We start from the raw sequence: 24,561 nt of genomic DNA, 5'->3' as shown, positions 1-24,561 counted from the left end.
AAAAAACCAACTGTTGTATTTACAGTTGGCGTAGGAGGAATAGATTCTTTTCTTGCCGATCTTTGTAGCAATTCACGTGCCAACCCGCCGGACTCTGTCACGCGTGGAGAGAACCACTCATTATTCCGCTGCGTTATTGGCAGTCGCGTTTCGCTGTTTGCCCGGATATCCGCCTCCGTCACCCTTCGACTTTTGTCCAAATTCTGGAACGATTTTCCTGTAATGTCGTATGTGGTTGATTTTCCGGCAAATTATGTGCGTTCAAAAAACAGGCTGGCTGCCGAATTTTTGAACATTATCTATCTAACCTGAAGAAAGGCCCTTTTTATGTAGTCGAAATTCTTGCGGACCATTGCCGCACTCTGAATTGCCGTTCCATGTCCGGGAATCAACAGCTCGACAGGCAACTTACTGAGACGATCGATGCTGGTCTTCAACAACTTGATATCTCCCCCTGGAAGATCGACACGTCCCACACTCTGCGAGAACACCACGTCGCCTGGGATAAGGACCTTGTGCCTGGGCCAATAAATGGAAACGCCGCCCGGGCTGTGCCCCGGTGTCAGCAGCACCTGAAGTTCCAATTTGCCAAGAACCAGCTCTCCGTCCTTCACGTAGAAGTCCACCCGGTAGTCAGGCATGGCCTGGCCCTGCTTCGCGAACATGGGCCGCCCCACATCTTCGATGAACCTCTCCTCTTGTTGAGAAATGGCGATCTTAACCGACCCGTCTTTGAACGCGCTCGCACCCTCAAAATGGTCGGGGTGTGCGTGAGTGCAAATAACCACCTTGATCTTGGACGGGTTAACCCCATCCGCTCGCATCCGGCTGAACAGGTCGTCCACTCTGTGCAAGTATCCAGGGTCGATCAAAAGCGGGACTTTTCCGTCAATGAACACACTGTTGCAGTTGTTTTCTTTCGGGTCGCCCCACAGGTACACATAAAGATGCTCTGTTACTTTCATAATCCTATGACTCGCGACAAGGAAGGTTCAGGCTATTCGCTTAAGAACATATCATCGGACAGGAGCTATGTCGAGCCCGGCCGCTCCGGGACTCGTGGAATGCTTAGAGTAGTTTCCAAAATCTTTTCCGATCCGGGAGGACGCCATCCCGTTATTCCTGCGGAATTCAGGATTTTTAGGGTCGTCTGGACCCCGGTGCCTGCCCCGGACTTTGATCCGGGGTTCGCCGGGGTGACGGCTTGGGCCTCTGGATTGCCACGAAAGCTTCGAGCAATCTACCGACCGAGCCAAGGGCCTCTGACCGCGTGCACAGGACGCGGGTTTCTAGTCCGACCTAACTTAGCTGCTTCTGTCGAGTGATTCCTTCTGTATTGGGTGCCACGGACCCGGGCCTTACCAAGTCCGTGCTTCCTGCCGGTTCTTCCGCCACAATAACTCAGAAGGTCTCCAGCTTCACCGTGCCATCGGCTCGCTTTTCAATTTGGTTTTCAACGCTGGGTACAATCTTGCTGTCTTTCAAGAGAACCGGCACGGACCTGACGGAGCCAAGGCCGTGTCACCCGCAAGCCAATCCGTGAAGACTTTCAGGAACTGCTTTATGCTTCGGTGGAGCCGGTAGATAACGATCGCTTCTGCCTCGTATACATGCAAGCCTTCAGTGAGGGTAAGCTTTCCGATTAGAGTCAGGGTCGGGAGGAGTTTCCTCGGTTGCCCGCGGCTAACTGCCTTCTCAATCTCACAGTTACGAAAGCGCATTGGTATCAGATAACGACCGGAAAGGGCCTCTGACGGAATTCTTCCTCCATGCCGATGAGGATCACGCCGAATTCCTCTGTGTGCCTTCTCATTGATTCGGCGGCGGCATCCCCTTTTCCTCCCAGTACCGCTTCAACAATCGGCCTGTGCATTCCGGCGGGGTGCATGGACTTAACATCAGGCCGGACGGAGGCCACGAATCGCGTGGTCATTCCCATCAGAGATTTGACGAGAGCTTCAAGCAAGCGATTGCCGCACATTTCCGCCAGAATGAAATGGACCATGGTCTTGGCTTCAAAGTCCTGGAGCAGCGACTTTACGGGTAATTCCTCGGCCTTAATGGCCTCCAAAAGCCGCTTTCGGTAATCCGGAGAGACTTTGGCAGAGGCCATACGGGCGATTTCCGGTTCGATGACGCGCCTCACATAGACAAGCTCCGGGACTGAGATCTTCTCAGCCATGAAAAGGTCTACGAAGGCATTGGACAGAGTTTCGAAAGTGAGATCCGTCACGTATGCGCCACCGCTGACGCCTTGTTTGACAGTGACGAATCCGGAACCTTCGAGTGCCCGCAATGCCTCTCGAATGGCCACGCGACTCACCTGGAATTCTTTAGCCAGTTCCCGTTCAGGGGGTAGCCTGTCTCCTTCCTTGAAGTGGCCTACGATGAACGCCTGTTTAAGCTGTTCGATGACTTCTTCAGATACTCGCGGTTGGCGAATCGGTTTGAATCTGCCCATTATGAACCTCTGTAGGGACACTATAAATGACGAATGTTTTTTTCAACAGTTTTTTAAATTGGGCTATATTTTTCTTGACAAAAAATATTAGACCTTTAACTTTGCGATATTCCCCCTTGGCTTCTGTGAACGCAGTTCGCCGAGATAGAGGACATGGTGAATCCCTCCAATAAACCGGCCCTTTTGCGCTCTTGCCCTCTCCGGCCGGTCTGCTAAGGGCAGGCGTTGGGACGTCATGGTAGGGTGGGAAGAGGTGATGACTGAGTCAAGTCGATTGGCTTGGCTCCCAACCGTACAAGAAAGGACGTGTGGTCATGAAGATGACAAGGGCTTTTGGCATGTTATCTGTGTGTTTGGTCATCGCTGTTCTGTTCCTCATCGGAGCAGCCCCTCTCCAGGTGCAAGCGCAAGAGAAAGTGATCAAGCTCAAGTATTCGGACTTCTTTGCTCCCTCACATAAGAACGGCTTACTTGCTCAGCAGTGGTGCAAAGAGGTAGAAAAGCGGACCAACGGCAGGATAAAGATCACCCATTTCCCCGGAGGCACACTGACTCCCCCGCCGCAGACCTATGACAGCGTGGTCAAAGGAATCGCCGACATCGGTCACACTTTGGCGGCCTACTCGGCAGGCAGATTTCTTTTAACGGAAGTCCTAGGCCAGCCCATTGGTTTCACCAGCGGATACCAGGCCACGAAAACCGCCAACGAGTATTACAAGAAGTTCAAGCCTAAGGAATTCGACGACACGAAGATCATGTATATTCATGGCCATGGGCCCGGCATGTTCCAGACGGTGAAACCCGTATCGTCCATTGATGAGGTCAAGGGCCTTAGGATCAAAGCCAACACGGAAAACGCCGCGATTGCCACCGCACTGGGCGCCGCGCCGGTTGCCCTTCCCATAACCGAGACCTATGACGCCTGTCAAAAAGGATTGGTGGACGGACTCCTGTTGCCCATCGAGCCACTCAAGGGGTGGAAATTCGCCGACGTCATTAAGACCGTAATTGATTGTCCCACAATGGCGTACACGGCTCCTATTTGCGTATTCATGAACAAGGACAAGTGGAATTCTTTGTCTAAAGAAGATCAAGCGACCATAGAGAAGATCAACGAAGAGTGGGTCGAGAAGCAGGCCAAACAGTGGAATGAACTGGATAAGGAAGCCACGGAACTCGCCAACCAGAAGGGCATCAAGCTAATCAAGGCAACCCCGGAGCAGGCGAAGAATGTAGGCGAAAAAATGAAGGCCGTAAAGGAAGAGTGGGCGAAGAAGACCGCGGCCAAAGGACTCCCGGCCCAGGAGGCTCTGGATTTCTGTATTGAATATGTGAAGAAGAATCCGTAGCTGGGTTAGGCCGGGGCCGTTGACAAGAAAGGGGGCACGACAGGTGCAAAAGTTTATGAAAGTGGTACTGACAGCGGATTACGCTCTCTTCGTGGTCGGCGGTCTTGGCTTGGGCCTTATGATGGTCGTGACTCTTACGGATGTCTTGATGAGGCACCTGGGCAGGCCGATGTTCGGGGCCATGGAACTCGTCTGTTTTACCAGTGCAGTGGTTATCGGCTTCGCGATACCGTACACATCGTGGACCAAAGGGCACATCATAGTTGATTTTATGTTGGAGAAGCTGTCCCCCGGGACAGTCAGAATCCTGCGGATCATAACGAGGCTCATGGGCATCGCTTTGTTCCTGTTCGCAGGTTACAATTTTATCTCCTATGGATTGGACCTTATAAGGACAGGGGAGGTGTCCCCCGGATTTCGAATACCTTACTACCCGATCACTTTCGGGTTGGCTGTGAGCTGCTTTCTTCAGGCAGTGACTCTGCTATGCGATCTATATACGACCGTAAGGGGTGAAGCATGAGCGAAGTCACTGTAGGGATCATTGCTTGTTTAGTCCTGCTGGTTCTCTTCCTTTCAGGTCTGGAATTGGCCTTTGGGATGGCCCTCCTTGGGTTCGTAGGATTTGCTTACCTCGTTTCCTTCAGCGCCGCGTCGAACCTTCTGGTGAAAGACTTCTTTGATACATTTACCTCGTACGGGTTTACCGTAATACCCATGTTTGTGCTCATGGGGCAGATCGCTTCGCATTCGGATATTGCCAAACGGCTTTACCTGGCGACACACAAGTTTGTGGGCCATATCCCAGGCGGTCTAGCAATGACAACGGTTGCCGGCGCAACCCTCTTCAAGGCCGTGTGTGGATCGACATTGGCCACGGCCGCGGCTTTCGCGGGGATCGCTATTCCGGAAATGGACCGTTACGGGTACGACAAGAGGCTTTCTACCGGGGTAGTGGCTTCGGTGGGCACGTTGGGCGTGCTGATTCCTCCGAGCATCGTCTTGATCATTTATGCCATTATCGTCGAAGAGTCCATCGGTAAGATGTTTCTGGCCGGAATTGTCCCCGGAATTATTATCGCTTTGTTCTTCATGTTAGTCATTTACGGGTGGGTGAGAATCAATCCTGCGGTGGCACCGGGAGCGGAACCCGCCCCGTGGTCCGAAAGGCTGCGCACGCTCCCTGAATTCCTGTGGATTGCCGTAATCTTCTTTGTGATAATCGGCGGGATGATGAAGGGGATATTCTCCCCGACCGAAGCCGGGAGCATCGGCACATTGTCGGTCTTGATCCTGGCTGCCGCGAGAAGGGAATTGACGTTAAAGGGGCTTGTAGCATCGGTCACCGAATCGCTCCGGACCGCTTGCATGGTTCTCACCCTCATCGCCGGATCGATGGTCCTCGGCCATTTTCTTGCCGTCACGGAAATCCCTTTCATCGCAGCAGATTGGATCTTAGGGCTGCCGCTTCACCGGCATCTCGTCATGTGCCTTATTATTCTGGTCTATCTTATCGGGGGTTCATTCATCGATGACCTGGCATTCCTGATACTTGCCACGCCGATCTTCTTCCCAGCAGTGGTGAAGCTGGGTTACGACCCCCTATGGTTTGGCATCATGCTTCTCGTTACCATCATGATCGGGGTCATAATTCCTCCGGTTGCGATGTGCGTGTTTGTGGTGAGAGGCATCACCGGTGTATCAATCAACGTCATCTACCGGGGCTGCCTGCCGTTCATTTTGAGCCTGGTGGCCTGCGGCATATTGCTGTTCGCGTTTCCACAGTTGGCTTACTGGTTGCCGAATCTGCTCATGAAATAGTTTGGGACTCATTGTGATCGGATGCTCTTACAAGAAAGTGAACCGCGCCGGGCGCAACAATGCGAGCGAATTTCCAAACCGCATTCCTAATATATTTGGCATGCCGCCCACACCTGGAAAAGTGCTGTGGGGAGGCGGCAACCCAAACCTATACGAAGATCGAGGAGAGCCCGAATGGGAACTACTGAAATAATAACAGGCAAGCGGATTCTCGCAGTGGATGATGAGCCGGATGTGCTCGAAATGATTAAGGCCCAACTCGAAGCATGTGAAGTTACAACCGCTTCGAGTTATGAGCAGGCCGAGGAGATATTATCCGCAGACCCTTTTGATCTGGTGTTACTGGATATCATGGGCGTCAACGGATTTGCCCTGCTCGAAATCTGCAGAGAAAAGGGATTCCCCGCGGCAATGCTCACAGCTCATTCCCTCACTGTTGACAGCGTCAACAAGGCCCTGGGCCTTGGGGCTATTTCATTCCTTCCCAAAGAAGAGTTGGCAAATCTGGACGTAAACGTGGCCGAGATTTTCGAGGGGCTCGCGGAGGGCAGGAGCCACTGGAGAAAGTTGTTTGATAGACTGGGGCCCTTCTTCAAGGAGCGGCTCGGACTTACATGGGAAGAAATAGGAAAACCCCCTAATCCGCCGTGGATGTATTGAGTGCTCAAACTAGGGCATTATCCTATGGTTACCTATACTATTCAGCAATCAGACAGAATGTAAAAGAGAGAAGTTAGACTGTACAAAACGCGGCAGTATCGGGAGGAGCAAAATAAGGGTCGAAAGCACAAACAACTTCAATCACAGGACTGCCAGACGTCTGTGACGTCTTATTTCTTTTTCGATTAGGGGAGGGAGTCATGAAGAAATGCAGCGGGACATTGTGTTTGGTTGTAGCTTTGATTTTCACTTTCGCCATGGCGAAGGCGGCCACGGCACAGGAAACGATTACTGTGGGAATGAGTTTGTCCCCGACCGGTCCCCCGGCTATTGCTGCTACGAGCGAGGTGCTTGAAGCCGGCATAAGAGATGCTCTCGGGATAGCCAATGATGAGGGAGGAATCAACGGTAAGAAACTCCGGCACGTTATGCAGGACGATCAGTACAAGCCCGACGTGGGCGCGAGGATTTTCGAAGAAATGGTGTCCAAATATAATCCGCTGTGTTTCTTCGGGTCAGGGACGCCGGTGGCATTGGCTACTGCGCCGCTGATTCGGGATCGTTATAAAGTGCTTTATACTTCCACCTCCTTTTCAGCGAAACTTGCGGTCAGCGGTATCCCTTCAATGTTTGTCGTCGGGCCCACTTATGGCGACCAGTTTGCTGTTGCGCTCAAGTACATCGCTCAGCAGAAGAAAGAGGCGAAAGTAGCCTTCTTTTACTCCAAAGGCCCGTTCGGCGAAGATCCCTTGGCTTACGGCCGTGTAATGTGTCAACGGTTGAAAATGGAATTGGTCGGCGAAGTGGCAGGAGACATCAGAGGTGGTGACCACACAAATCAAATTGAGCAACTAAAGCGGCAGAACCCGGATTTTGTCATCATGCAGGGTTGGGTCGGGGCCTCGCACGCCACATTGATGAAACAGTGCCGTGATCTTGGACTGAAGAGCGAATTTGTGCTCACAGTTTGGGGAGCGGATAAGAGCGTTGTAGACGCGCTGGGGCCCGATGGGCCTACATTCTTGGCAGTAAGCCCATACGCCTACTGGTGGATGGATGACGTGCCCATGATCAGGAAGGTTAAGGCCTATATCGCGAAGCATTATCCTGACGTCACTTACCGGCCCTTGAACTATTTCGTGACATTCACTGCGGGGAAGGTTTTTGTGGAATGTCTCAGGAAAGCCGATGCTGCCGGAGAGTTGAATGGGGAGGGAGTGACGAAGGCCCTACAATCATTACGCGACTTCGATACAGGGGGACTCACCCCGCCATTGACCATAAGGAGCAACAGATTTCCCGTGGCCCGCGTCTTGAAATCCAATCCCAGCAAAGGGACATTGGAGCCGGTGTCGGACTGGATCACGTTTTATTGAGAAATCCCAGGCTGGAACTCATGGCCGGTAGTTTCCCAGGTTGGAGAGGATTAATCCAATACCGGCAGAATGCGGCCTGTGGACAAGTCCAAGATTTCTGGCAATCCGCATCGGCGCGAATTGACGCGGAACGGAATTATTCTTCTCGAGGAGAGACAATATGAATTTGGCCACAAACTTGGAACGGTCTGCGCTCTTCTTCCCCGGACGTCCGGCTATTAGCGAGGCGGGGACGGAGATCAGCTACGCGCAGCTCAATGACCGCTCCAATCGGATAGCGACAGGGCTAATTAGAATGGGTGTTAAACCGGGTGATCGCATCGGTCTTTTTGCTCCAAACTCGGCCGACTGGGTCGCGTTCTACTTCGGCGTGCTCAAAGCCGGCGCCGTAGCTATCACCCTATCCAGCATCCTAAGGCGGGACGAACTCACCCTGTTGCTCAACCATTCCAAACCGAGGCTGGTTTTTACTGCGGATGAAAAGCTCGGGGACCTCGAACCTCTGAGGACCTCGGCAGGCTTTCAGAAAACCATCTGCCCGGATGGTGATGTACCCCTGCAACAGATTCTGGAACAAGGCACAGGGGCCTTCAAAGCCGTAGATTGCGTTCGCACGGACACGGCTGCGGTCCTTTACACCGGAGGCACAACAGGGATTCCCAAGGGAGTTATGTTGAGCCATGAAAACATCAACGCGGGTAGTCACAACGTCGCCTTCTGCGAGCACTCCTCCGAGACGGACCGGGCCCTGTGCTTTCTGCCTTTTAATCATGTCTTCGGGCAGATCCACATCATGAACGCTACGATACTCAGCTGCGGATGCGTTGAGATTCTTCCGAAGTACGATTTGGACCAGGTTTTGGAAGCCACAAGCACCGGACGGGTAACAAAATTTTTCGCGGTGCCCACGATTTATGCCCGCCTGCTTACGATCGATCGAATTAAAGAGAAGCTCGGGAGAATCCGGTATTGCTTTTCCGCTGCTGCCAGCATGGCTGCCGAGATAGTCCGGCAGTGGAAAGAACAAACCGATTTGACCATCCATGAAAGCTATGGACTAACCGAGTCCGCGACGGCTGTCACTTATAACCATTACTACCGCCACGTTGTCGCTTCGGTGGGGACCACGGTTCCCGGTGTGGAAGTGCAGATCAGAGATAGCGCAGGAAATCGGGTGGCACAGGGCCAGGAGGGTGAAATCTGCATTTGTGGACCCAATATAATGAGAGGATATCTGGATAATCCCGAAGAAACAGAAAAAGCCTTCTGGGAGGATGGCTGGTTTCGTTCAGGGGACATAGGTGTTTTTGATGATGACGAGTACCTCTTCATCGTTGATCGGCTCAAGGACATGATCATAACCGGCGGGGAAAACGTGTACCCGCGAGAGGTCGAGGAGGTGATCTACACCAGGCCGGAAGTGCAGGAGTGCGCCGTTATAGGACTTCCGGACAAAGAGTGGGGCGAGCGCGTGACCGCAGTCGTCGTGCCCCGACCGGGACGGGAAGTGGATTGGAAGGAACTGCAACTCCTACTTAAGGCACAATTATCCCCGTTCAAAGTGCCCAAAGAGTGCGTAACGGTAGAAGAAATGCCTAAGAGCGCGACGGGAAAGATTTTGAAACGGGAGCTTAAGAAACAGATTTCCGGCGAATGAGCTTGCCTGGGTTCCCGCCTTCGCGGGAACGACGGGGTGAGCAAAGCAGAAATGGCAGGAGGGCCGTTGGGGGCTAACGAACATTATTTTAGTCGGTTGCTTAAGACGCGATTGCAGATCATAGAGGTTTTCGAACGGGGTGCCGGGATAACTTTCTTCAAGAAGTTTCCCCGCGGCGTGCCTGCAAATGCTTCTGACGTTTTTCACCCGCTTGATGCCTCAGGAGGCCTCCGCGCATCCCAGGCAGATTTTTCGGCCCATCTTTTCGACGAGGCGATTCGAGACGGTCATTTCTCCGCAAATTTCACACGGCAGGGTTTGGACAACTGCAGCACGGGGCGGAGCCTCGATTTGCACTTCCCGCACTTCAAATAGTTCTGTGCCGTCGGATCCAATCAACTCGTTGACAGCCCTGATGCGCAAATCCTCCCACCTTTTCCTGTCGTCAGCGGTAGCGTCACCCGCGTCAATCTTCTTCTTCAGGGCGTGTCGCTCTTCGCGAAGGGGCATGGCCCCTCTGAGGGATACCCGCACTCCCTTGCCGGTATTCCTGTCGAAAAAGGTGAAGACCTGTTTGCCCCAGTCTCTGAAGATCAGGTTGCCTTTTCCAAAGGTGCATCCAAGAAGTACTTGCACCGCGTCGACAGCGCAGGAATTATTTTCAACAATAGCCACAACCTCTTCGTCCTGTGACGGAGCCACTCTGAGAGCCGCGACGGCTGCTTTTGCCGCGGCATAACCGATTGCCAGGCCGGGGCAAACGTGTCCGTGAAACCGCACACAATCCTTAAAATCTTGAGTAAAATCAGGGAGGTCTGTCATTTGAGTCACCTCGTCCAAATTCATGGTTGTTCGTAGGTGATGCCGCGTTTCTTCAAGTGTTCTCGAACGAAGCGCCTGGGTTCTTCCCATTGTCGACCCCGCAATTCGGCATCTCCTCCAAGACTTCGGTAAAATGCTTCATGATTCTCGCGGTGGCGCCCCAGATGTTGTGCCCCTGCCAACGATAGGAAATCACGCTAATCGGCTGGCCCTTCAGCATCCAGATGGCTTCTGTCATGCGGTCCGGGTCGAAGAACACCTCCAGGGGAACCCCAAGCAAATCGGCAATCTCCCTCTCGCTGGGCTTGAATTCATAAGGATATGGAATTATGCCGACAAACGGCACCACCAGGAAATGGGTAGCGACCGTGTAGAAATCGTCCAACTCGCCTATGACCCGAACGTCATCCGGCTTTATTCCGACTTCCTCCGCGGCTTCCCTGAGCGCGCAGTGCAGCAGGTCCGGATCTGTCGGGTCAAGCTTCCCGCCTGGGAACGAGATCTCGCCCTTGTGGTGTTCCACCAGATCAGACCTTTTAGTCAGCAGCACATGAGGGGCACCGTTTTTCAGGAACAGAGGCATCAAGACTGCTGCAACCGTCATGCCCTCAACAGGGAGCGCCTTCTTGTCACGGGATGCCAGGACGCCCCTTATGATCTTCTCAAAGCAGGGTACGTCGCGGGATGATGATTTGTCGTTGTTCATTATTATTGCGTCGAAACTTCCCTTGTACCGATGCGCCTTCAAAGAAGTGACATTAGCAATGGCCGGCAGGGACGCCGGCCGCTACCATAATGTGGTGGTGGCAGGCCTCCGTGCCTGCCCTAAGCCCAACGATAAGCCAACACAAAGGCGGACTCGGGGGTCCGCCCCTACAAAAAATCCGAGACCTACAGTCGCACTCAGTTTCGAGAAACAAATCGAAAAAAAATCTTGGCAACTACTATAGCACCGACGGCCTATGATCAGGCAAACTGATCAGGCCTGGGGTCTGTCTTCCTTTCATCAAACCGCCACTCCCAGTCCAGCTCCCAGATCATAACGAGGCCGTCCGCGGATGAACTTATAACGAAGCGCTCGTTTGGAGAAAACCCAGCGGACGTTATTTCACGGGAATGCCCCTGAAACTCCCTCAGCAGGCCACCTCGTTCCACATTCCATACCCTCAGGACCCCGTCGTTACCTCCTGTTACGAGGAACATCCCGTCAGGGGAAAAGGCAACGGTTCGCACACCTCCCTTATCGGCCTCCAACACTCGTATGGCGCCTCCTGTCCTCAAGTCCCATACGCGGGCCGTCCCGTCCATAGACCCGCTAAGCAGGAGATCGGAACCGGGGGAAACGGCTAAACTCATTACTTTGTCTTTGTGGCCCTTGAGTTCGCGCAGGATCCTTCCGGACGGCACGTCCCACATTTTTAGGGTCCCGTCAAAGCCCGCGGACACGATTCGATCCGCACCGCCCAGGAAGCCGGCAGAGGTTATTTTGTCATTAGGTCCTTTCAGGGTCTTGACGAGGTTCCCTTCGGGATGTCGCCACAATCTAAGTGAGCCGTCCCACGACCCGGACAGAAGCAGGGTCCCATCCGGGGAATAGGCGATAGTGCTCACGCTGTCGGAATGCCCCTTCAGGATTGCCAGGTTTTTTCCGGTGTTCAGGTCCCAGATCCTGACCGAACGGTCATCGCTTCCCGATGCGGCTTCCCGGCCGCTAACCGAGAAACACACCGACGCGACCAGGTTAGTGTGGCCCTTCAGGACCTTGAGGCAGTCGCCCGTTTTTGTGCTCCACAGGCGTACGGTGTGGTCGGCTTGGGCAGTCAGGAAGCTTATCCCTGACGGGGAAAACAAGAGATTCCTTACTCCTGACCCCGTATCGGTGGTTTTGCGATTCCATCCTCCCCTTAGTCCTATTCGGGTCCCGTGGTTCTTCATTCGGATAATCAATTCTAATGCAATATCGGATCGTTCATAGCCCGGGACCTGCCGGGACCCTTCCAACATCGAATAAGCGGTTGCATAGGCACCCCGTTTGATAGCTTTGGCTGCGGCTTCCACCATGACCCTGAACTTTCGATCCGATTTCATTTGCTTCTTAGCCGCTCTTACCTTTGCCAGAGCGAGTGAAGGAACTATAGTGCGACCGTGCACCGGCCAGATTCTCAAGGTCATGTCTTTGCCACCCGCCATCAATCCTTCTCCGTCCGGAGTAAAAGCCATGCAATTTATCTCCGCGTCTCCCGGCGGAAAGGTCCTGAAGACTGCGGCGGTGGCCAGGTCCCAGACCTTGATGCCAGCTTTGGGATCGTAAGTTGCTGCCTGGCGCCTTACCGGGTTGATAGCGATTTCACTGATATATTCCTGGTGGGGCTGAAACGCGGAGGCAATACGACCGGTCGAGGCATCCCAAGCAATGGCTTGCTTGTCACGGCCGGCCGTCAACACAATACGGCCGTCAGGGGACGCTTTCAGGGCTGTAATGGGTTCTCGGTGTCCCTTCTCAAAAGGCAGGGCCTCAGGATCCGAGGGGCGCACCTTCTTCACAATACGGTCCAGTCCCGCGACAAAAAATTCCGGATTTGACTGCTCGTCGAATGAGATGGCTGCTGCCGAATGCGACGGCACTTTGTAAGTGATCGCAACTTTGAACTGCGCGGTTTCCCAGACCCGCACAACTCCCTTGTCTTCCACCGTGAAGATGCTCTTCCCATCCGGCGAAAAACCTACTGAGGTTACACGGTCTTGCGCCAACAGGTTCCCGACAAAACGTCCGGAGGCTAGATCCAACACCTTCACGGGGGCCGTATGGTGAGATGACGCTATGGCCACCAGACTCTCGTCGGGAGAAATCCAGAGAGCCACGGGAGGTTCACCGACCAGTGTGAACGTCTTTTTCTCCTCCCCGGTCACAGTGTCCCATATCTTAAGGGTGCGATCGCGTGTTCCGGTGATCAAGGCTTGAGACCTGGGAAAATGCGAAACACAAGTTACCCAGCCGGGATGGCCGTCGATAACCATTGTTTCGGACAATCCTGAGTACTTGAATCTGACCGCGAAATCCTCCGGCTTCAAACCCGCTATGTCGGACCCTTTGGACAGAGATTGCAGCCTGGAGGAGGCCTCCTCCATCTGTCCATTCCGAACCAACGCGCCGACCAGCCACCCAATGGCCTCGTCATCATCGGGGAATTCCTTGAGATATGTGCCAAGATGGCTTACAGCGTCTTTGTCCTGGCCTGCTCCGATCAGGGCAATCGCGTAAGGCTTGAGCCATTCTTCGGTGGCGTCCTCCGCCGACAAAGACCGCTCACAGGCCTGCAAAGCCCTGGTGGCGTCCCCGAGGATCAGTAGACACCGGCCCAGCAATTGTGATGCACGACCCAAGTATTCCGGAGTTGTCACGACCTCTTCCATCCGCATCACTATGTCCCAGTCCGGGTTGCCTGAACGCAGCCAGCCGAGAACTCCGTGATTGTAAACCGCCTCGGGATGATGAGGGTCGGATTCGAGAGCCCTCTTCAGGGCCTCTTCAGCTTCTTCCTCATGGTTCAAGTCCATCAAAGAAACAGCTCGATTGTTGAGCGCGTCCGGGATGAGTTTTATTTCGTCAGGACGCTCACGAGGGTATCGTGTCTTGAATCTTTTCTCGTAGACCGTTTCCAGTTCTTCCCGCATGGCCAGAAACGACGGGTAGCGATCTTCCGGGCTCTTCCTCAGGCATTGGAGAATAACTTTTTCCACCTGCGGCGGAATATCGGGTCGCAAAGCGCTCGGTTTGGGCGGCTCCATTTTCACGTGGGCCAGGGCCAGCTTGCTGCGACTCTCGCCCGGTTTGAGAATAAAAGGCTTGCGACCACAACAGATCTCGAAAAACATGACTCCGAAGGCGTAAACATCCGCTTGGGGCCCTACCTCGGAATGAGGGATCCACATCTCCGGGGCCATATAACCGGGCGTACCCATGCCGGCAGCAGTAATTTCTTCCCTGGAGGTGACGGCGGTCTCCAGGCCGTGGGATTCCAGTGCCGCTGCGGGGCTCTGCCGTTTGGTCAAACCGAAATCGGTGACTTTCAGAATTCCCTCTTTGGTCATCAAGCAGTTGGCCGGTTTGACATCCCTGTGCACCAGTCCTTTGGAATGGGCATGGTCGAGCCCATCACCCACCTGTACCATCAAATCAATCACAAGATCCCAGCCCACCGGCCGGCGAATGCTCAACCACTCGCTGATGGAGCCTCCATCAATGTATTCGATGAAAATTCTTGGACTCTCCTGGATGTTTCGCACGTAGTAGCATGAGGCTATATTTGGGTGAAATCCTATGTCAATCCAGGTCTCAGCTTCTTTTACGAATAAAGCTCGCTCGTCCTCGTTTTCGATCAAACGGGGTAGCAGCGACTTGACGGCCATCATGGTATTCCATCGGCGATGACGAACCACGTAGACAGCGCCCATGCCTCCCTGCTTGATCCTTTGGACCTCGTAGAGGTTCTCGATTACGTCTCCAACCTTCCACTCGGTTTCAGGCTCTTTAACGCCGGCTCGTGGCCTTCCTATACGCCCATGGCCCCGCCTTGCAGGGTCTTCAGTCGGTCCTGTGGTGACGGAAAAACCGACCGACCTGATCAGGGTCACTAATTCTTCGACCTTCGGGTGATCCTCCGCTATCAAGGTCAAGGCTTTGCCGCTGGAGATTCTATCCCTGAAGGCCTCCGGGTCCACCTTGACGATCCTGGCCAATTTCAGCAGGGTCTTGTGGGAGATATCCTGTGTGGCAGGAGTGGGGATTATTCGAATGGCTACTTTTTTCTCAGCCATGGCCTCACAACAACTTCACTAGGGCGAGACTTAGCTTGTCTTCCCTTGGACTGATTTTCTCTATACGTATTATAGCTCTATCATGGGGATTCAGCGCAAGATTGTTCGGAGTATTCAAAGCGGCATTAATTCCGAACTCTGTTATCTGCACCAGGTGAAAGCGGGGAAATTTCTGCAAAACCACGGCCTCAAATTCATCACCCCGCCTCTTGGCCATCAAGTATTTCAGAAGGAAATATCTTTGACGCTCTCGCTCAACCAGCGCGGCCCTCTCCACTCGATATGAAATCTGATCCAAAATTCTATCCAACTCGTCCCTTGACAGAAGAGGCCTGCCCGTGTCCAGAGCCGAAATAACTTGTCGTTGCACCAGCAAGTCGGGATAGCGACGTAGAGGAGAGGTTGCTGTAGTGTAAACGTCCAGGCCGAGAGTTGAATGCGGCTCCGGTTCGGTGCCCAGGCTCCCTCGAGCCAGCGATTTCTTGCAGCGATAAGATAGGACCGGGTCATGTCGCTCACTGAGTTCCACCTTTTCCAAAGGAGGGGGCTGGACGCGATATATTCCCGGAAGTTTTTGGTCCCTCATAAATCTGGCGAAGAGGTTGTTCGCCAGAATCATCATCTCGGACACCAGGATTTGGGCCGGGGTTTCCCTGTCTCTGGTGGATACCTCTATGTCGCCGTCCTCGGCTATTCGGACTGACAATTCCAGGTCCTTGAAGATCAACGCGCCGGACGCTACGCGTCCTTCTCTCAGGGCCGAGGCCACGGCAAACATTTTTGCTTCCGCGGAATCCGCCTCCAATATTCGTGCATCGGCTTCTTCGTACGAGAGCCTTTCTCGGACAAGGATTTTCGATCTGACGATTCTGAAGTCCTTAACCGAGAAATCACTTCCTAACCGGACCATGACGCTCAGAGCGGGCCGGGCCTGACCGACTGACAGGCTGGCGGCCTGTTCGGAGAGGACCGGCGGGATCATCGGTATGGTCATTTCGGGCAAGTAAATGGACGTGGCACGCTGCCGGATCTCCGCATCAAGCTCGGAATCGTGTTCCACGAAATTGGCGACATCCGTTATGTGTATGCCGATGACGACATCGTCACCTTCGTGCTCTATGGAGAGCGCATCGTCCACATCGCGAGTGAATTCGGAATCTATGGTAATAACATTGCGGTCAGAGAGGTCTTCCACAAACGCGGGTAGCGGTTTGAGCGCAGCCTCCCCAGCCAGTTTTTCGGCCTCCGGAGAAAACTCGACGGGTATCCTTTCCGCGCGGAGGCTTACATTCTCGTCCTCATGCCACACCCCCAGCTTGACAAGGACGCGGAACGGGTCCCACCTGGGGCCGAGCCCTGCATGCGAGAACATGTCTTTTATCGGCTTCACCTCAGCCCACTCACGTCCGTACAGGGCTGCTTCTTCGAGCATCTCGATCAATCCCTCGGGTGCTGAAGCCGGATCAATCTCCTCAGAATCCTTCAATCGGGCCAAAAGCTCCGCGGAACGAGCGACGAAATTTTGGCGCTCCCTTTCTTTTTCTCTTTGGAGAAGAGCCTGTTCCACTCTTTCCGGACTGGGGATCTCGATTCCCTCCGGTCGAATCTTGAAGTAAAGCCGATCTTCAAAAATGGCTCTGAGTAGAGATGCCGGCCCGTCGGGGTCCGGTCGCGCGCTAAAGACCAGTTCCGCCAGATCTCTGCTGTCGATCTCGCCGGTCTCCGGGCCTACCACCTCCCAAAGCTCCTTCAGGTCAATGCGGCCTTTTAGCTCTTCCCTGCGTGCGGAAATTTCCTTGAGCGCCCTAACTTGGTCGTCACGGCTTCTCACCAACGGGAATTGAGGATGTTTTTCGGAGATAAGCACTCGATTCGGTGAAATCTTCACCTCCTTGCCCTGATCAGTGAGCAACCTCAAGCGGCGATCATCCAAATCGAGTATCAATCCACATGAAATCTTGCGACCGTCGTAATAATCGACAACGTCGTTTTTTTGAACATGCATAGATAAACGCTTCTTACGAATGTGGCTTTAAATACGAGATTCACGGGGCGAGGCTCTTTTCGCCCAAGTATGCCCGAGGCCTCTTTAAGTCAGGCGATTGCCTCCCAAAGAAAACCAAGTGAGCTTCTTTCATCCGATCTCGACTCTATCCAACTTATCAGCCGGGGGGGCGGCACGCCACTCATTTTTTCCTCGTCGACCGGAGGCCCTGTCGGTAAACCAAGCATGTTCGCTCAAGATGAAAAGGGTGAGGACCTGCTTGCCCTCGACTGCCTCAGACCACCCGAAATCTGATATTGTTGACAACGCGTCGTAATTCCCCGTTCATTATTCGAACTTATTGTGATAAGTAAAGCTAAGGGAATCACCCCGAAAAGTGCCGAAGCGCAGAATGCGGAAGGCCGAGCCCTTGAAAAGCGAAATTCTGGAAATCTTCAAAGAGAGTATAAGGCTCCAGGAACATTTCCTAAAAGAAAACCTAGACGTCCTAGACGAAACAACGCATGCTTTGGCAGGGGTGCTGGGCCGCGGAAACAAAATCATGCTCTTCGGTAACGGCGGATCAGCCGCTCAGGCACAGCATGTTGCAGCTGAATTCGTGAACAGGTACATGATCGACCGACCCCCACTGCCGGCCCTGGCGCTCAGCACCGACACTTCCGTGATCACTTCCATATCGAATGATTTCAGCTACTCGGATATATTTGAGAAACAGATAAAGGCCCTTGGCAGAGAAGGCGATGCCGCGGTAGGCATAAGCACGTCCGGCAAGTCCGTTAACGTCCTTAAAGCACTTCAGGCCTCACGGAACCTGGGCATCATAACCGTCGGCATCGGTGGCCCCGCCGCGAGTCCGATTAAAGACGCCTGCCAGTACTACCTTGGTGTGGAAGGCGGTACCACTCCCCGAGTCCAGGAGGTTCATTCGATCATTCTCCACGCCATGGTGGAGGTTGTTGACACAATACTTTTCGGGGTGGGCAAGGAGCATTAGCGATTGCACATTCGCGGGCGATTCCGTGGACCGGAGCGGATCCTCTCCGGTTTCTGCGGTTCGCGAGGGGCTACCCATACGACAATTCGGAGAGCCTTGACATAGGCGACTGAAGTTGCCAAAAGCATGGGACCTTGATCGAACGTGCGCGGGAATACTCGCGAAATTCGCGATGAATCGGCGTCCAGGAACACGGGGCGCCAACTGAGGTCTTTACAAATAACATTTATTTGATACCGCTCAACCACTTTGGAACGGTTAGTGCCAAAAGGAATGGCGGTAAGAGCGAAGCTGGCTAACCATGAGTGACCGAACCAAATCACGTCCCCCTGCGGTACTGACGGCCGAGGTTCAAGTTCCGTTCAAGTACGCGATCGTTCACGGCGGCTCTCCCTCACGCCGCTCAGCCGAGCAGAAGGCCCAGACCAGATCTTTAAACCTGATGGGATTGGTCTTTGAAACGTCCGACATGGAGAAGGACGGCCTGCACCTGTCATTTGCGGATTCCACCTACGGCCGCAATTCCCTTGAGATCAAACTGGACCTTGGGAAGAAATTCAGGACCGTAGAGGTTGTCGGCCAGGTGGAGTGGTATGAGAGGCGGTCAACTGCAATGGGGCACGCTTTCATAGTGGGGGTGGGCTTCCTTGACGTTGCAGCGGACGTGTTGTCGCTGCTGCGAGACTATCTGCAACAGGTAAGGGGCCTTCTCGAGTAGCCCTTCTTATCGATTACCGCGGGGTTTCAAATGGAACAAGATTACTTCGGGTTTAATCTGGGACAGGTGGTGGTAGGTCTGATCAGAGTGATGAAGCAAAGGGGAGTATTGGAGGAGAAGGAGATTCTGGACATCTTGTGGGACGCCAAGGAACCGATGTTCCCGTGGGATAGACAGGAGATCAAGGAGTTGCTCAAGTTGTAAACCTGCTCGCTGAGAATGGTCGCAGCCAAACCGAATGGGGCGTTGCCCATCGCCTTCGTTCAAAGGGCCGCCTACCAAGCAACCGCTTGGCAGGAAGGCTTCCAGATCAACGCAATAATTAGACCCAGTCGGGGAAGCTTTCCCTGAATCAATTCCTTTACGGAAAGTCAAATTATGAGTGATTTGAAAGATAAGCTTCGTTTGCCTTGGGAGGACCTCACCTGGATAGCGCCTGCAGAGGCCAAGCCGGAAAAATCCACCGCGGACATAAAGCCCCTTGAGGAAATCATAGGGCAAGATAGAGCTGTGAAAGCCATTAGACTGGGGCTCGCAATGAAGAGCCACGGGTACAATGTCTACGTCGCAGGTACCAACGGCACAGGAAGAACCGCTACCGTCGAAAAGCTCCTGGAGGAGCATAACGTCAGCGGCCCTGTCCCCGAAGACTTATGCTACGTGAATAATTTCAAGGCTACGGATCAACCGCGGCTCATCAGGTTTCACGCAGGGAAAGGCGTGGCTTTTCGCCAACAAATGGAAGACCTGATCAATACGTTGAAGAAGAAAGTCCCGGCCGTCTTCGAGAGTGAGGAGTTTCAAGCAGCGCGTAACGAAATCATTAATCGGCGTATGGGAGCCCAAAAGGCGCTGTTCAAGAATTTCGAGAATAAAGTCAGCGAAGAAAACTTCATGATGATACAGGTTCAGGTGGGGCCGTTTACGCGGCCTGATCTGGCTCCAGTCGTAGTCGGCAATCCCAGGAAAATCGAAGAGCTGGAAGCGCTGGTGGAAGAAGGCAAGTTTTCCGCTGAAGAGCTTGAGAAACTCAAGGGCAAGTACAAAGAGCTGACTCAAGAGATGGAGAAGATCTTCAAAGAGGCCCGGCAAATAGATAAGAGCATCCAAGAGGAGGTCGAAAGCTTGGCCAAAGAGTGGGTCAAGCCGCTGGTCCGTGATTCCTTGGCCCCGCTGTTGGAACAATATGATGTGAATGAAGCTGTCAAAGCTTATCTGGAAGAAGTTGAAACCGACATTATGAACCACCTGGACCGGTTTCGACCCAGGTTGGTAACTGCGCCGCAGGGAGCCGAAGGAGCCGGGACTCCTATGCTCGTTCCGCCGGATCCCGGCGCGTTTTCAGAGTATGAGGTCAACGTCCTGGTTGATAACTCGGAAACCACCAAGCCGCCGGTGGTGACTGAGACCACACCGACGTTCCGCAATCTGTTCGGCACCGTCGAACGCGTCGTGGACCGCCAAGGAATGTGGGCCTCCGACTATCGTCACATCAAGGCCGGCAGCTTCCTGAAATCCAACGGCGGCTTTCTTGTCATCAACGCGAGGGACATGTTGATGGAGGTGGGAGTCTGGCCCATGCTAAAGCGAAGCCTCCGGACCAGCGCGTTGGAAATTCAGTCCGACCCGTTCAGCTTTCTTTTTACCTCAGCGCTGAAGCCGGAAAAGATACAGATTAAGGTCAGAGTCATATTGATCGGAGATTCTGAAATTTATGACCTGCTCCACTGGTACGACGAGGATTTCCGCAAAATCTTCAAGGTGAAAGCGGAGTTTGACTCCAACATGCCCAATGATCCGGAAAACCTTAATAAACTAGGCCGCTTCATGGCTCAAGTATGTTCCGAGGAAGAACTGCTGCACTGTGACGCCTCGGGCGTAGAGGCGATATCCAGATTGGCTATACGGTGGGGAGGCAGAAAAAAGAAGATTACCGCTCAATTCGAGCGAGTGGCGGATCTTATCCGCGAGGCGGATCTCAAAGCCCGCGAAGACAATGCTGAGTTCATATCTCGCGAACACGTGGAGCGCGCTCACGCGGACCGGATTGAGCGCGTGAATATGATGGAGGATAAGATTCACGAGTACATCACGGAAGGCATCCTTATGATCGACACTGACGGCGAAAAGGTCGGCCAGATCAATGGATTGAGCGTGTACTCGTTTCCCGAGTTCTCTTTCGGCCGCCCCTCCAGGATTACAGTGAAAACCAGCATGGGGAAGGTCGGTATCATCAACATAGAAAGAGAAGCGGAGATGTCCGGGCAGAGCTACAACAAAGGTGTGCTCATTCTTTCCGGTTTTCTCAGAGACCGATTTGCCCAGGACAAGCCTCTTAATGTAACAGCCAGTATCACATTTGAACAATCTTACAGCGGGGTGGACGGTGATTCCGCTTCATCGACGGAGCTGTACGGCCTGCTGAGCGCCTTGTCGCGCAAACCCATTTACCAAGGCATAGCCGTGACAGGTAGCGTGAACCAGAATGGCGATGTTCAGCCCATTGGCGGGGTCAACCAAAAAATCGAAGGCTTCTTCAAAGTCTGCGAGGCTCAAGGCCTTAACGGCAAGCAGGGCGTGATGATTCCGTCCCGAAATGTGGGCGACCTCATGCTTGCTCCCGAAGTAATAGATGCAGTGAAAGAAGGGCAATTCCACATTTGGGCCGTTGAACACGTGGATCAAGGAATTGAACTGCTGACCGGCATCCCCGCGGGAGAACCGGACGCGGAAGGACTATTCCCCGAAGGCACTATCAACTTTCTGGTAAATGAACGACTTGACGACCTGGCCCAAGGAATCAAGGAATTTGAATCCCCCAGCGGAGAAGAGCCCAAGGAAGAAGACCCTGAGGAATAATATAGCAGAGCGGGCCCATCCGACCCCACGAGGCGGGACGACGTAAGTCTGCCATTCCGACAGAATTTTAGAGAAATGCTCTGTGCACGTTTACCCGAGCTTACGAGGATTTGGGGGAGGAGGTGTCCCGGAATCCTTTGATTTTTCTCCCGTTTCATCCCTAAGCTTCACAAGCTCTTCCCACTCGCGACGAAGGTCCTTCAAAGCCGCATGTTCGCGGTCTTCGGACGCAGCGCTCGTTCCGGAGGCTGCATCGCGTTCCTCTGATCCTTTGGAGGAGTGACTCTCCTGATTTCCTTCCCTTGTCTCAAGCTCTTTGTCTTTGACTAGTTCTTCCAGTCTTGCCAGCAGAATGGACGCCTTTTCGCGAAGACTGGCCCCTGCCGCAAGGTCATCCTTCATGATCAGCAAATCGCCCTTAATCCGTACCCACAATTTGTCCAAGAACATGGCTCCATCCTAACTATCGTGAAGATGCGTCACTTCCGACACCAGTGCAAATTCCCTTGCAGCGCTCCACAGTATGCCATATCGGACGATACGGACAATTCCCGCCAACGGTTGTACAACGGCCCGGCACCGCACCATGCCACCCTTTCGATCTTTCCAGGCCTGTGAAACCTTTTGTCGGCATAGGCATCCAATTGTATGGACAGAAACTCGGTAAATCCCGGAGGTGAAAGTATGAATTATCCCATCGAGACCGACGGTCTTAAGATATACCTTTCTCAAATTGAGCGCTACCCGGTGTTAAGTCGTGAAGAGGAAACGGAGTTGGCACTTCGTTACAGAGACCGGGGGGACAAACAAGCCGGACAGATATTGATAACCTCGAACCTGAGGTTTGTGATCAAGGTCGCACTTGGATACCGCAATTACGGCGTGAGGCTTATGGACCTGATACAAGAAGGGAACATAGGCCTAATGAAAGCCGTTCAGAGATTTGATCCTGACAAAGGCTTCCGTCTTATCTCCTATGCTATATGGTGGATCAAGGCTTACATTCAAAATTACATTATCCGCTCGTGGTCGTTGGTAAAAATCGGTACAACTCAGGCCCAGCGCAAACTTTTTTACAGAGTTGGGGACCTTCCCGAACCTCGCGACCCCGAAAATCATCTTGACAATGTGGCAAAACTTGCCGACAGAATCCACGTTACCGAGGACGAGGTAATCGATATGGCGGCGCGGCTCAAGGCCCACGACCTTTCATTGGATGATTTCATCGGTGACAGGTCACGGGACTCTTTCGCGGACACACTGAGGGATAATAGGCCTGACCAGGAAGTGATTCTAGCCGAATTGGAGGAGCAACTGGATCTAAAACTGTGGGCTGACCGTGCGCTGGAGACGCTCAACCCTCGAGAGAAGTACATAGTCGAGAAGCGCATCTTGTCGGAAGATCCTGTGACACTGAAGGAACTGGGAAAGCACTTCGGCATTACAAGGGAACGGGCCCGGCAGATAGAGAGGGCGGCCCTGGATAAACTGCGGGGCAATTATATTAGATCTCAGCCGGCCGCAGCTTGATACGGGCTCGATTCTCGATCTCATCGGCATATTCAGCGCCCGGGGGCGCGCATTCTGTCAACCGATAGGTATGACGCGGCCGCCCGGCGTTTTTTTTGTTTCCACGGAGTAATTCTCGGCCACGTGGGATTTCATGCAAATCTGTGAGGTAACCAATCCGTTGCGCGCCGGGACGTGGGCCCGCCACAGCCTCCGTCATTCCGGCAATCCCCGAGTTTATCCCGATGAAAACCCGGGCCGGAACCCGGGCTTTTTAATCCTGCGCACCGCACGGGACGGAGGCCATCTCTTGCCTTTACAGAGGAGAGATAAAGCTTCGAGCCAAATTCTATCGGGCTTTTTTTTCATCAGAATATATAACGTTCCAGCCCAGCATCCGTCCAATATAGCAGAAACGGGGAGACCATGAATGACGCGGATTTGGTAGACTCGTTTCGGAGAGGTGAGGCGGAAGCGTTTTCGGAACTTGTGAGAAGGCACTCGAAGCCGCTGACTATGATGATCCTCAGAATTGTCAGGGATGAGGAAGAGGCTAAGGACCTCTCTCAAATAGCTTTTCTGAAGGCTTACGAGGGTCTTCCGAGATTCGCGCGAGCTTCTTCCTTCAAGACATGGCTTTATAGCATTGCCATGAACACGGTAAGAGATCATCTCCGAAAGAGAAGACCGCCGATGGTTCCGGAGGCTTTGGAGAAGTTGTCCGATCCAACGGAATCGGCCCCTGAAAGACTGGATAAGGAGCGCCAAACGATGCGGCTGCGCTCTGCTATGGAAGAGCTTCCCGAAAAACAACGCTTTACGGTTCAGCTCAGGATCTATGAAGGTCTCGATTACCGAGAAATTGCGGAAATTCTGGGCGGCACCACAGGGGGCGCTCGCGGAAACTTCTTTCAAGCAGTGAAGTCGCTCAGAGAAAAGCTCGGATCAAGAAAATGAAAACCATACCTTGTGCCAAAGCTACGGATCTTATTGTCAGAGAGCTGGACGAAGGGCTCGACAGCCTGGACAAACATGCACTTGAAAGTCATGTTCGAGGGTGCACGCATTGTCAAGAGTGGCGGGAAGAGACCGCGGGCATTTTGGCTTCGATCGCCGCGGACGTTCCTGAAGATCCGGGAGAGCAGTTCTGGAAGTATTACGATTCCTCTCTGCAAGCTCGCTTGCGGGAGATTGAGCCCAAGAATTCGTGGGGCTTCTTCTGGAAAGCCTTTGGGGCAGTTGCCTTGGCAGGAACGGTTTTCGCGGTAATCTGGTTGGCAGAGTTCGATCCGAGTACAAACCGGCTCGATCAGAGTGGGACAAACATGGCCGAGGCCTTGTTTCAAGAACTTGAAGAGCTTTACGGACCAGTTGCCGACGAGAATTTGACTTCAACTTTGGTCCACGATTACAAGGTTGCTTTTTCCGACCTCAAGATCCCTCAAAGTGACGAGGAAATACCGGGCTGGTTCGAGGTGGAAGACGAGCTGCATCAATTACTTTGACCCGAAA

The 24,561-nt window shown here is 53.3% G+C and carries 20 protein-coding genes; 13 read left to right on the top strand and 7 right to left on the bottom strand.

The window, feature by feature from the left end; translation table 11 throughout:
* Positions 1-299: 299 nt before the first annotated feature.
* The gene (locus HY913_11545; GenBank protein MBI4963901.1) at positions 300-965 is read right to left on the bottom strand and encodes an MBL fold metallo-hydrolase; all 666 of its coding nucleotides are present in this window, start codon (positions 963-965) and stop codon (positions 300-302) included.
* Positions 966-1,726: 761 nt separating this feature from the next.
* Positions 1,727-2,461, bottom strand: coding sequence for a FadR family transcriptional regulator (locus HY913_11540; GenBank protein MBI4963900.1), 735 nt, complete (start codon positions 2,459-2,461; stop codon positions 1,727-1,729).
* 320 nt (positions 2,462-2,781) lie between these two features.
* Between HY913_11540 and HY913_11535 the strand changes: the two genes are divergently transcribed.
* The 6 genes from HY913_11535 to HY913_11510 all read left to right on the top strand — a co-directional run bounded on the left by HY913_11535 (position 2,782) and on the right by HY913_11510 (position 9,324).
* Positions 2,782-3,810, top strand: a complete 1,029-nt coding sequence (locus HY913_11535; protein ID MBI4963899.1) for a TRAP transporter substrate-binding protein — start codon at positions 2,782-2,784, stop codon at positions 3,808-3,810.
* 55 nt (positions 3,811-3,865) lie between these two features.
* Positions 3,866-4,333 carry a TRAP transporter small permease gene (locus HY913_11530; protein MBI4963898.1) on the top strand — a complete coding sequence of 156 codons (468 nt, stop codon included), beginning with the start codon at positions 3,866-3,868 and terminating at the stop codon, positions 4,331-4,333.
* Positions 4,330-5,631, top strand: a complete 1,302-nt coding sequence (locus HY913_11525) for a TRAP transporter large permease (protein MBI4963897.1) — start codon at positions 4,330-4,332, stop codon at positions 5,629-5,631. Before HY913_11530 ends, HY913_11525 begins: the two co-directional genes overlap by 4 nt.
* A 174-nt stretch (positions 5,632-5,805) precedes the next feature.
* Complete coding sequence (locus HY913_11520; GenBank protein ID MBI4963896.1) at positions 5,806-6,291, top strand: response regulator; 486 nt, start codon at positions 5,806-5,808, stop codon at positions 6,289-6,291.
* A 200-nt stretch (positions 6,292-6,491) separates the two neighbouring features.
* Positions 6,492-7,667 (top strand): ABC transporter substrate-binding protein, encoded by a 1,176-nt coding sequence (locus HY913_11515; protein MBI4963895.1) that lies wholly within the window; start codon positions 6,492-6,494, stop codon positions 7,665-7,667.
* A 160-nt stretch (positions 7,668-7,827) separates the two neighbouring features.
* The gene (locus HY913_11510; GenBank protein ID MBI4963894.1) at positions 7,828-9,324 is read left to right on the top strand and encodes an AMP-binding protein; all 1,497 of its coding nucleotides are present in this window, start codon (positions 7,828-7,830) and stop codon (positions 9,322-9,324) included.
* A 219-nt stretch (positions 9,325-9,543) separates the two neighbouring features.
* Here the strand turns inward: HY913_11510 and HY913_11505 are convergent, their stop codons facing one another.
* The 4 genes from HY913_11505 to HY913_11490 all read right to left on the bottom strand — a co-directional run bounded on the left by HY913_11505 (position 9,544) and on the right by HY913_11490 (position 16,969).
* Positions 9,544-10,170: a formylmethanofuran dehydrogenase gene (locus HY913_11505; protein ID MBI4963893.1), complete on the bottom strand. Its 627-nt coding sequence runs from the start codon at positions 10,168-10,170 to the stop codon at positions 9,544-9,546.
* Positions 10,171-10,198: 28 nt separating this feature from the next.
* Positions 10,199-10,852, bottom strand: coding sequence for a CoA pyrophosphatase (locus HY913_11500; GenBank protein MBI4963892.1), 654 nt, complete (start codon positions 10,850-10,852; stop codon positions 10,199-10,201).
* A gap of 260 nt (positions 10,853-11,112) precedes the next feature.
* Complete coding sequence (locus tag HY913_11495) at positions 11,113-14,964, bottom strand: protein kinase (GenBank protein MBI4963891.1); 3,852 nt, start codon at positions 14,962-14,964, stop codon at positions 11,113-11,115.
* 4 nt (positions 14,965-14,968) lie between these two features.
* On the bottom strand, positions 14,969-16,969 hold the full coding sequence (locus tag HY913_11490) for an RNB domain-containing ribonuclease (protein ID MBI4963890.1): 2,001 nt from the start codon (positions 16,967-16,969) through the stop codon (positions 14,969-14,971).
* A 391-nt stretch (positions 16,970-17,360) separates the two neighbouring features.
* Here HY913_11490 and HY913_11485 point away from each other — a divergent pair, with 391 nt between their 5' ends.
* The 4 genes from HY913_11485 to HY913_11470 all read left to right on the top strand — a co-directional run bounded on the left by HY913_11485 (position 17,361) and on the right by HY913_11470 (position 21,540).
* A complete protein-coding gene (locus tag HY913_11485) occupies positions 17,361-17,963 on the top strand; it encodes an SIS domain-containing protein (protein ID MBI4963889.1) in 603 nt (200 codons plus the stop codon).
* 301 nt (positions 17,964-18,264) lie between these two features.
* The gene (locus HY913_11480) at positions 18,265-18,681 is read left to right on the top strand and encodes a hypothetical protein (protein MBI4963888.1); all 417 of its coding nucleotides are present in this window, start codon (positions 18,265-18,267) and stop codon (positions 18,679-18,681) included.
* A gap of 30 nt (positions 18,682-18,711) precedes the next feature.
* The gene (locus HY913_11475; protein MBI4963887.1) at positions 18,712-18,885 is read left to right on the top strand and encodes a hypothetical protein; all 174 of its coding nucleotides are present in this window, start codon (positions 18,712-18,714) and stop codon (positions 18,883-18,885) included.
* Positions 18,886-19,059: 174 nt separating this feature from the next.
* A complete protein-coding gene (locus HY913_11470) occupies positions 19,060-21,540 on the top strand; it encodes an AAA family ATPase (GenBank protein ID MBI4963886.1) in 2,481 nt (826 codons plus the stop codon).
* Between the two features lie 90 nt (positions 21,541-21,630).
* On the opposite strand, the gene HY913_11465 is transcribed toward HY913_11470, so the two are convergent.
* Positions 21,631-21,990 carry a hypothetical protein gene (locus HY913_11465; GenBank protein ID MBI4963885.1) on the bottom strand — a complete coding sequence of 120 codons (360 nt, stop codon included), beginning with the start codon at positions 21,988-21,990 and terminating at the stop codon, positions 21,631-21,633.
* A gap of 234 nt (positions 21,991-22,224) precedes the next feature.
* Between HY913_11465 and HY913_11460 the strand changes: the two genes are divergently transcribed.
* From HY913_11460 to HY913_11450, 3 genes are all read left to right on the top strand, one after another.
* Positions 22,225-23,070, top strand: a complete 846-nt coding sequence (locus HY913_11460) for an RNA polymerase factor sigma-32 (protein MBI4963884.1) — start codon at positions 22,225-22,227, stop codon at positions 23,068-23,070.
* 405 nt (positions 23,071-23,475) lie between these two features.
* Positions 23,476-24,006, top strand: coding sequence for a sigma-70 family RNA polymerase sigma factor (locus HY913_11455; GenBank protein MBI4963883.1), 531 nt, complete (start codon positions 23,476-23,478; stop codon positions 24,004-24,006).
* Complete coding sequence (locus HY913_11450) at positions 24,003-24,554, top strand: zf-HC2 domain-containing protein (GenBank protein ID MBI4963882.1); 552 nt, start codon at positions 24,003-24,005, stop codon at positions 24,552-24,554. The genes HY913_11455 and HY913_11450 overlap by 4 nt, the downstream gene beginning before the upstream one ends.
* Positions 24,555-24,561 lie beyond the last annotated feature (7 nt).

The sequence above is a fragment of the Desulfomonile tiedjei genome (genome assembly GCA_016212925.1).
In the GTDB taxonomy this organism is placed as follows: Bacteria; Desulfobacterota; Desulfomonilia; order Desulfomonilales; family Desulfomonilaceae; genus JACRDF01.
Note: the sequence above shows the minus strand (reverse complement) of the source record. Positions and strands in the feature narration are given on the sequence as shown.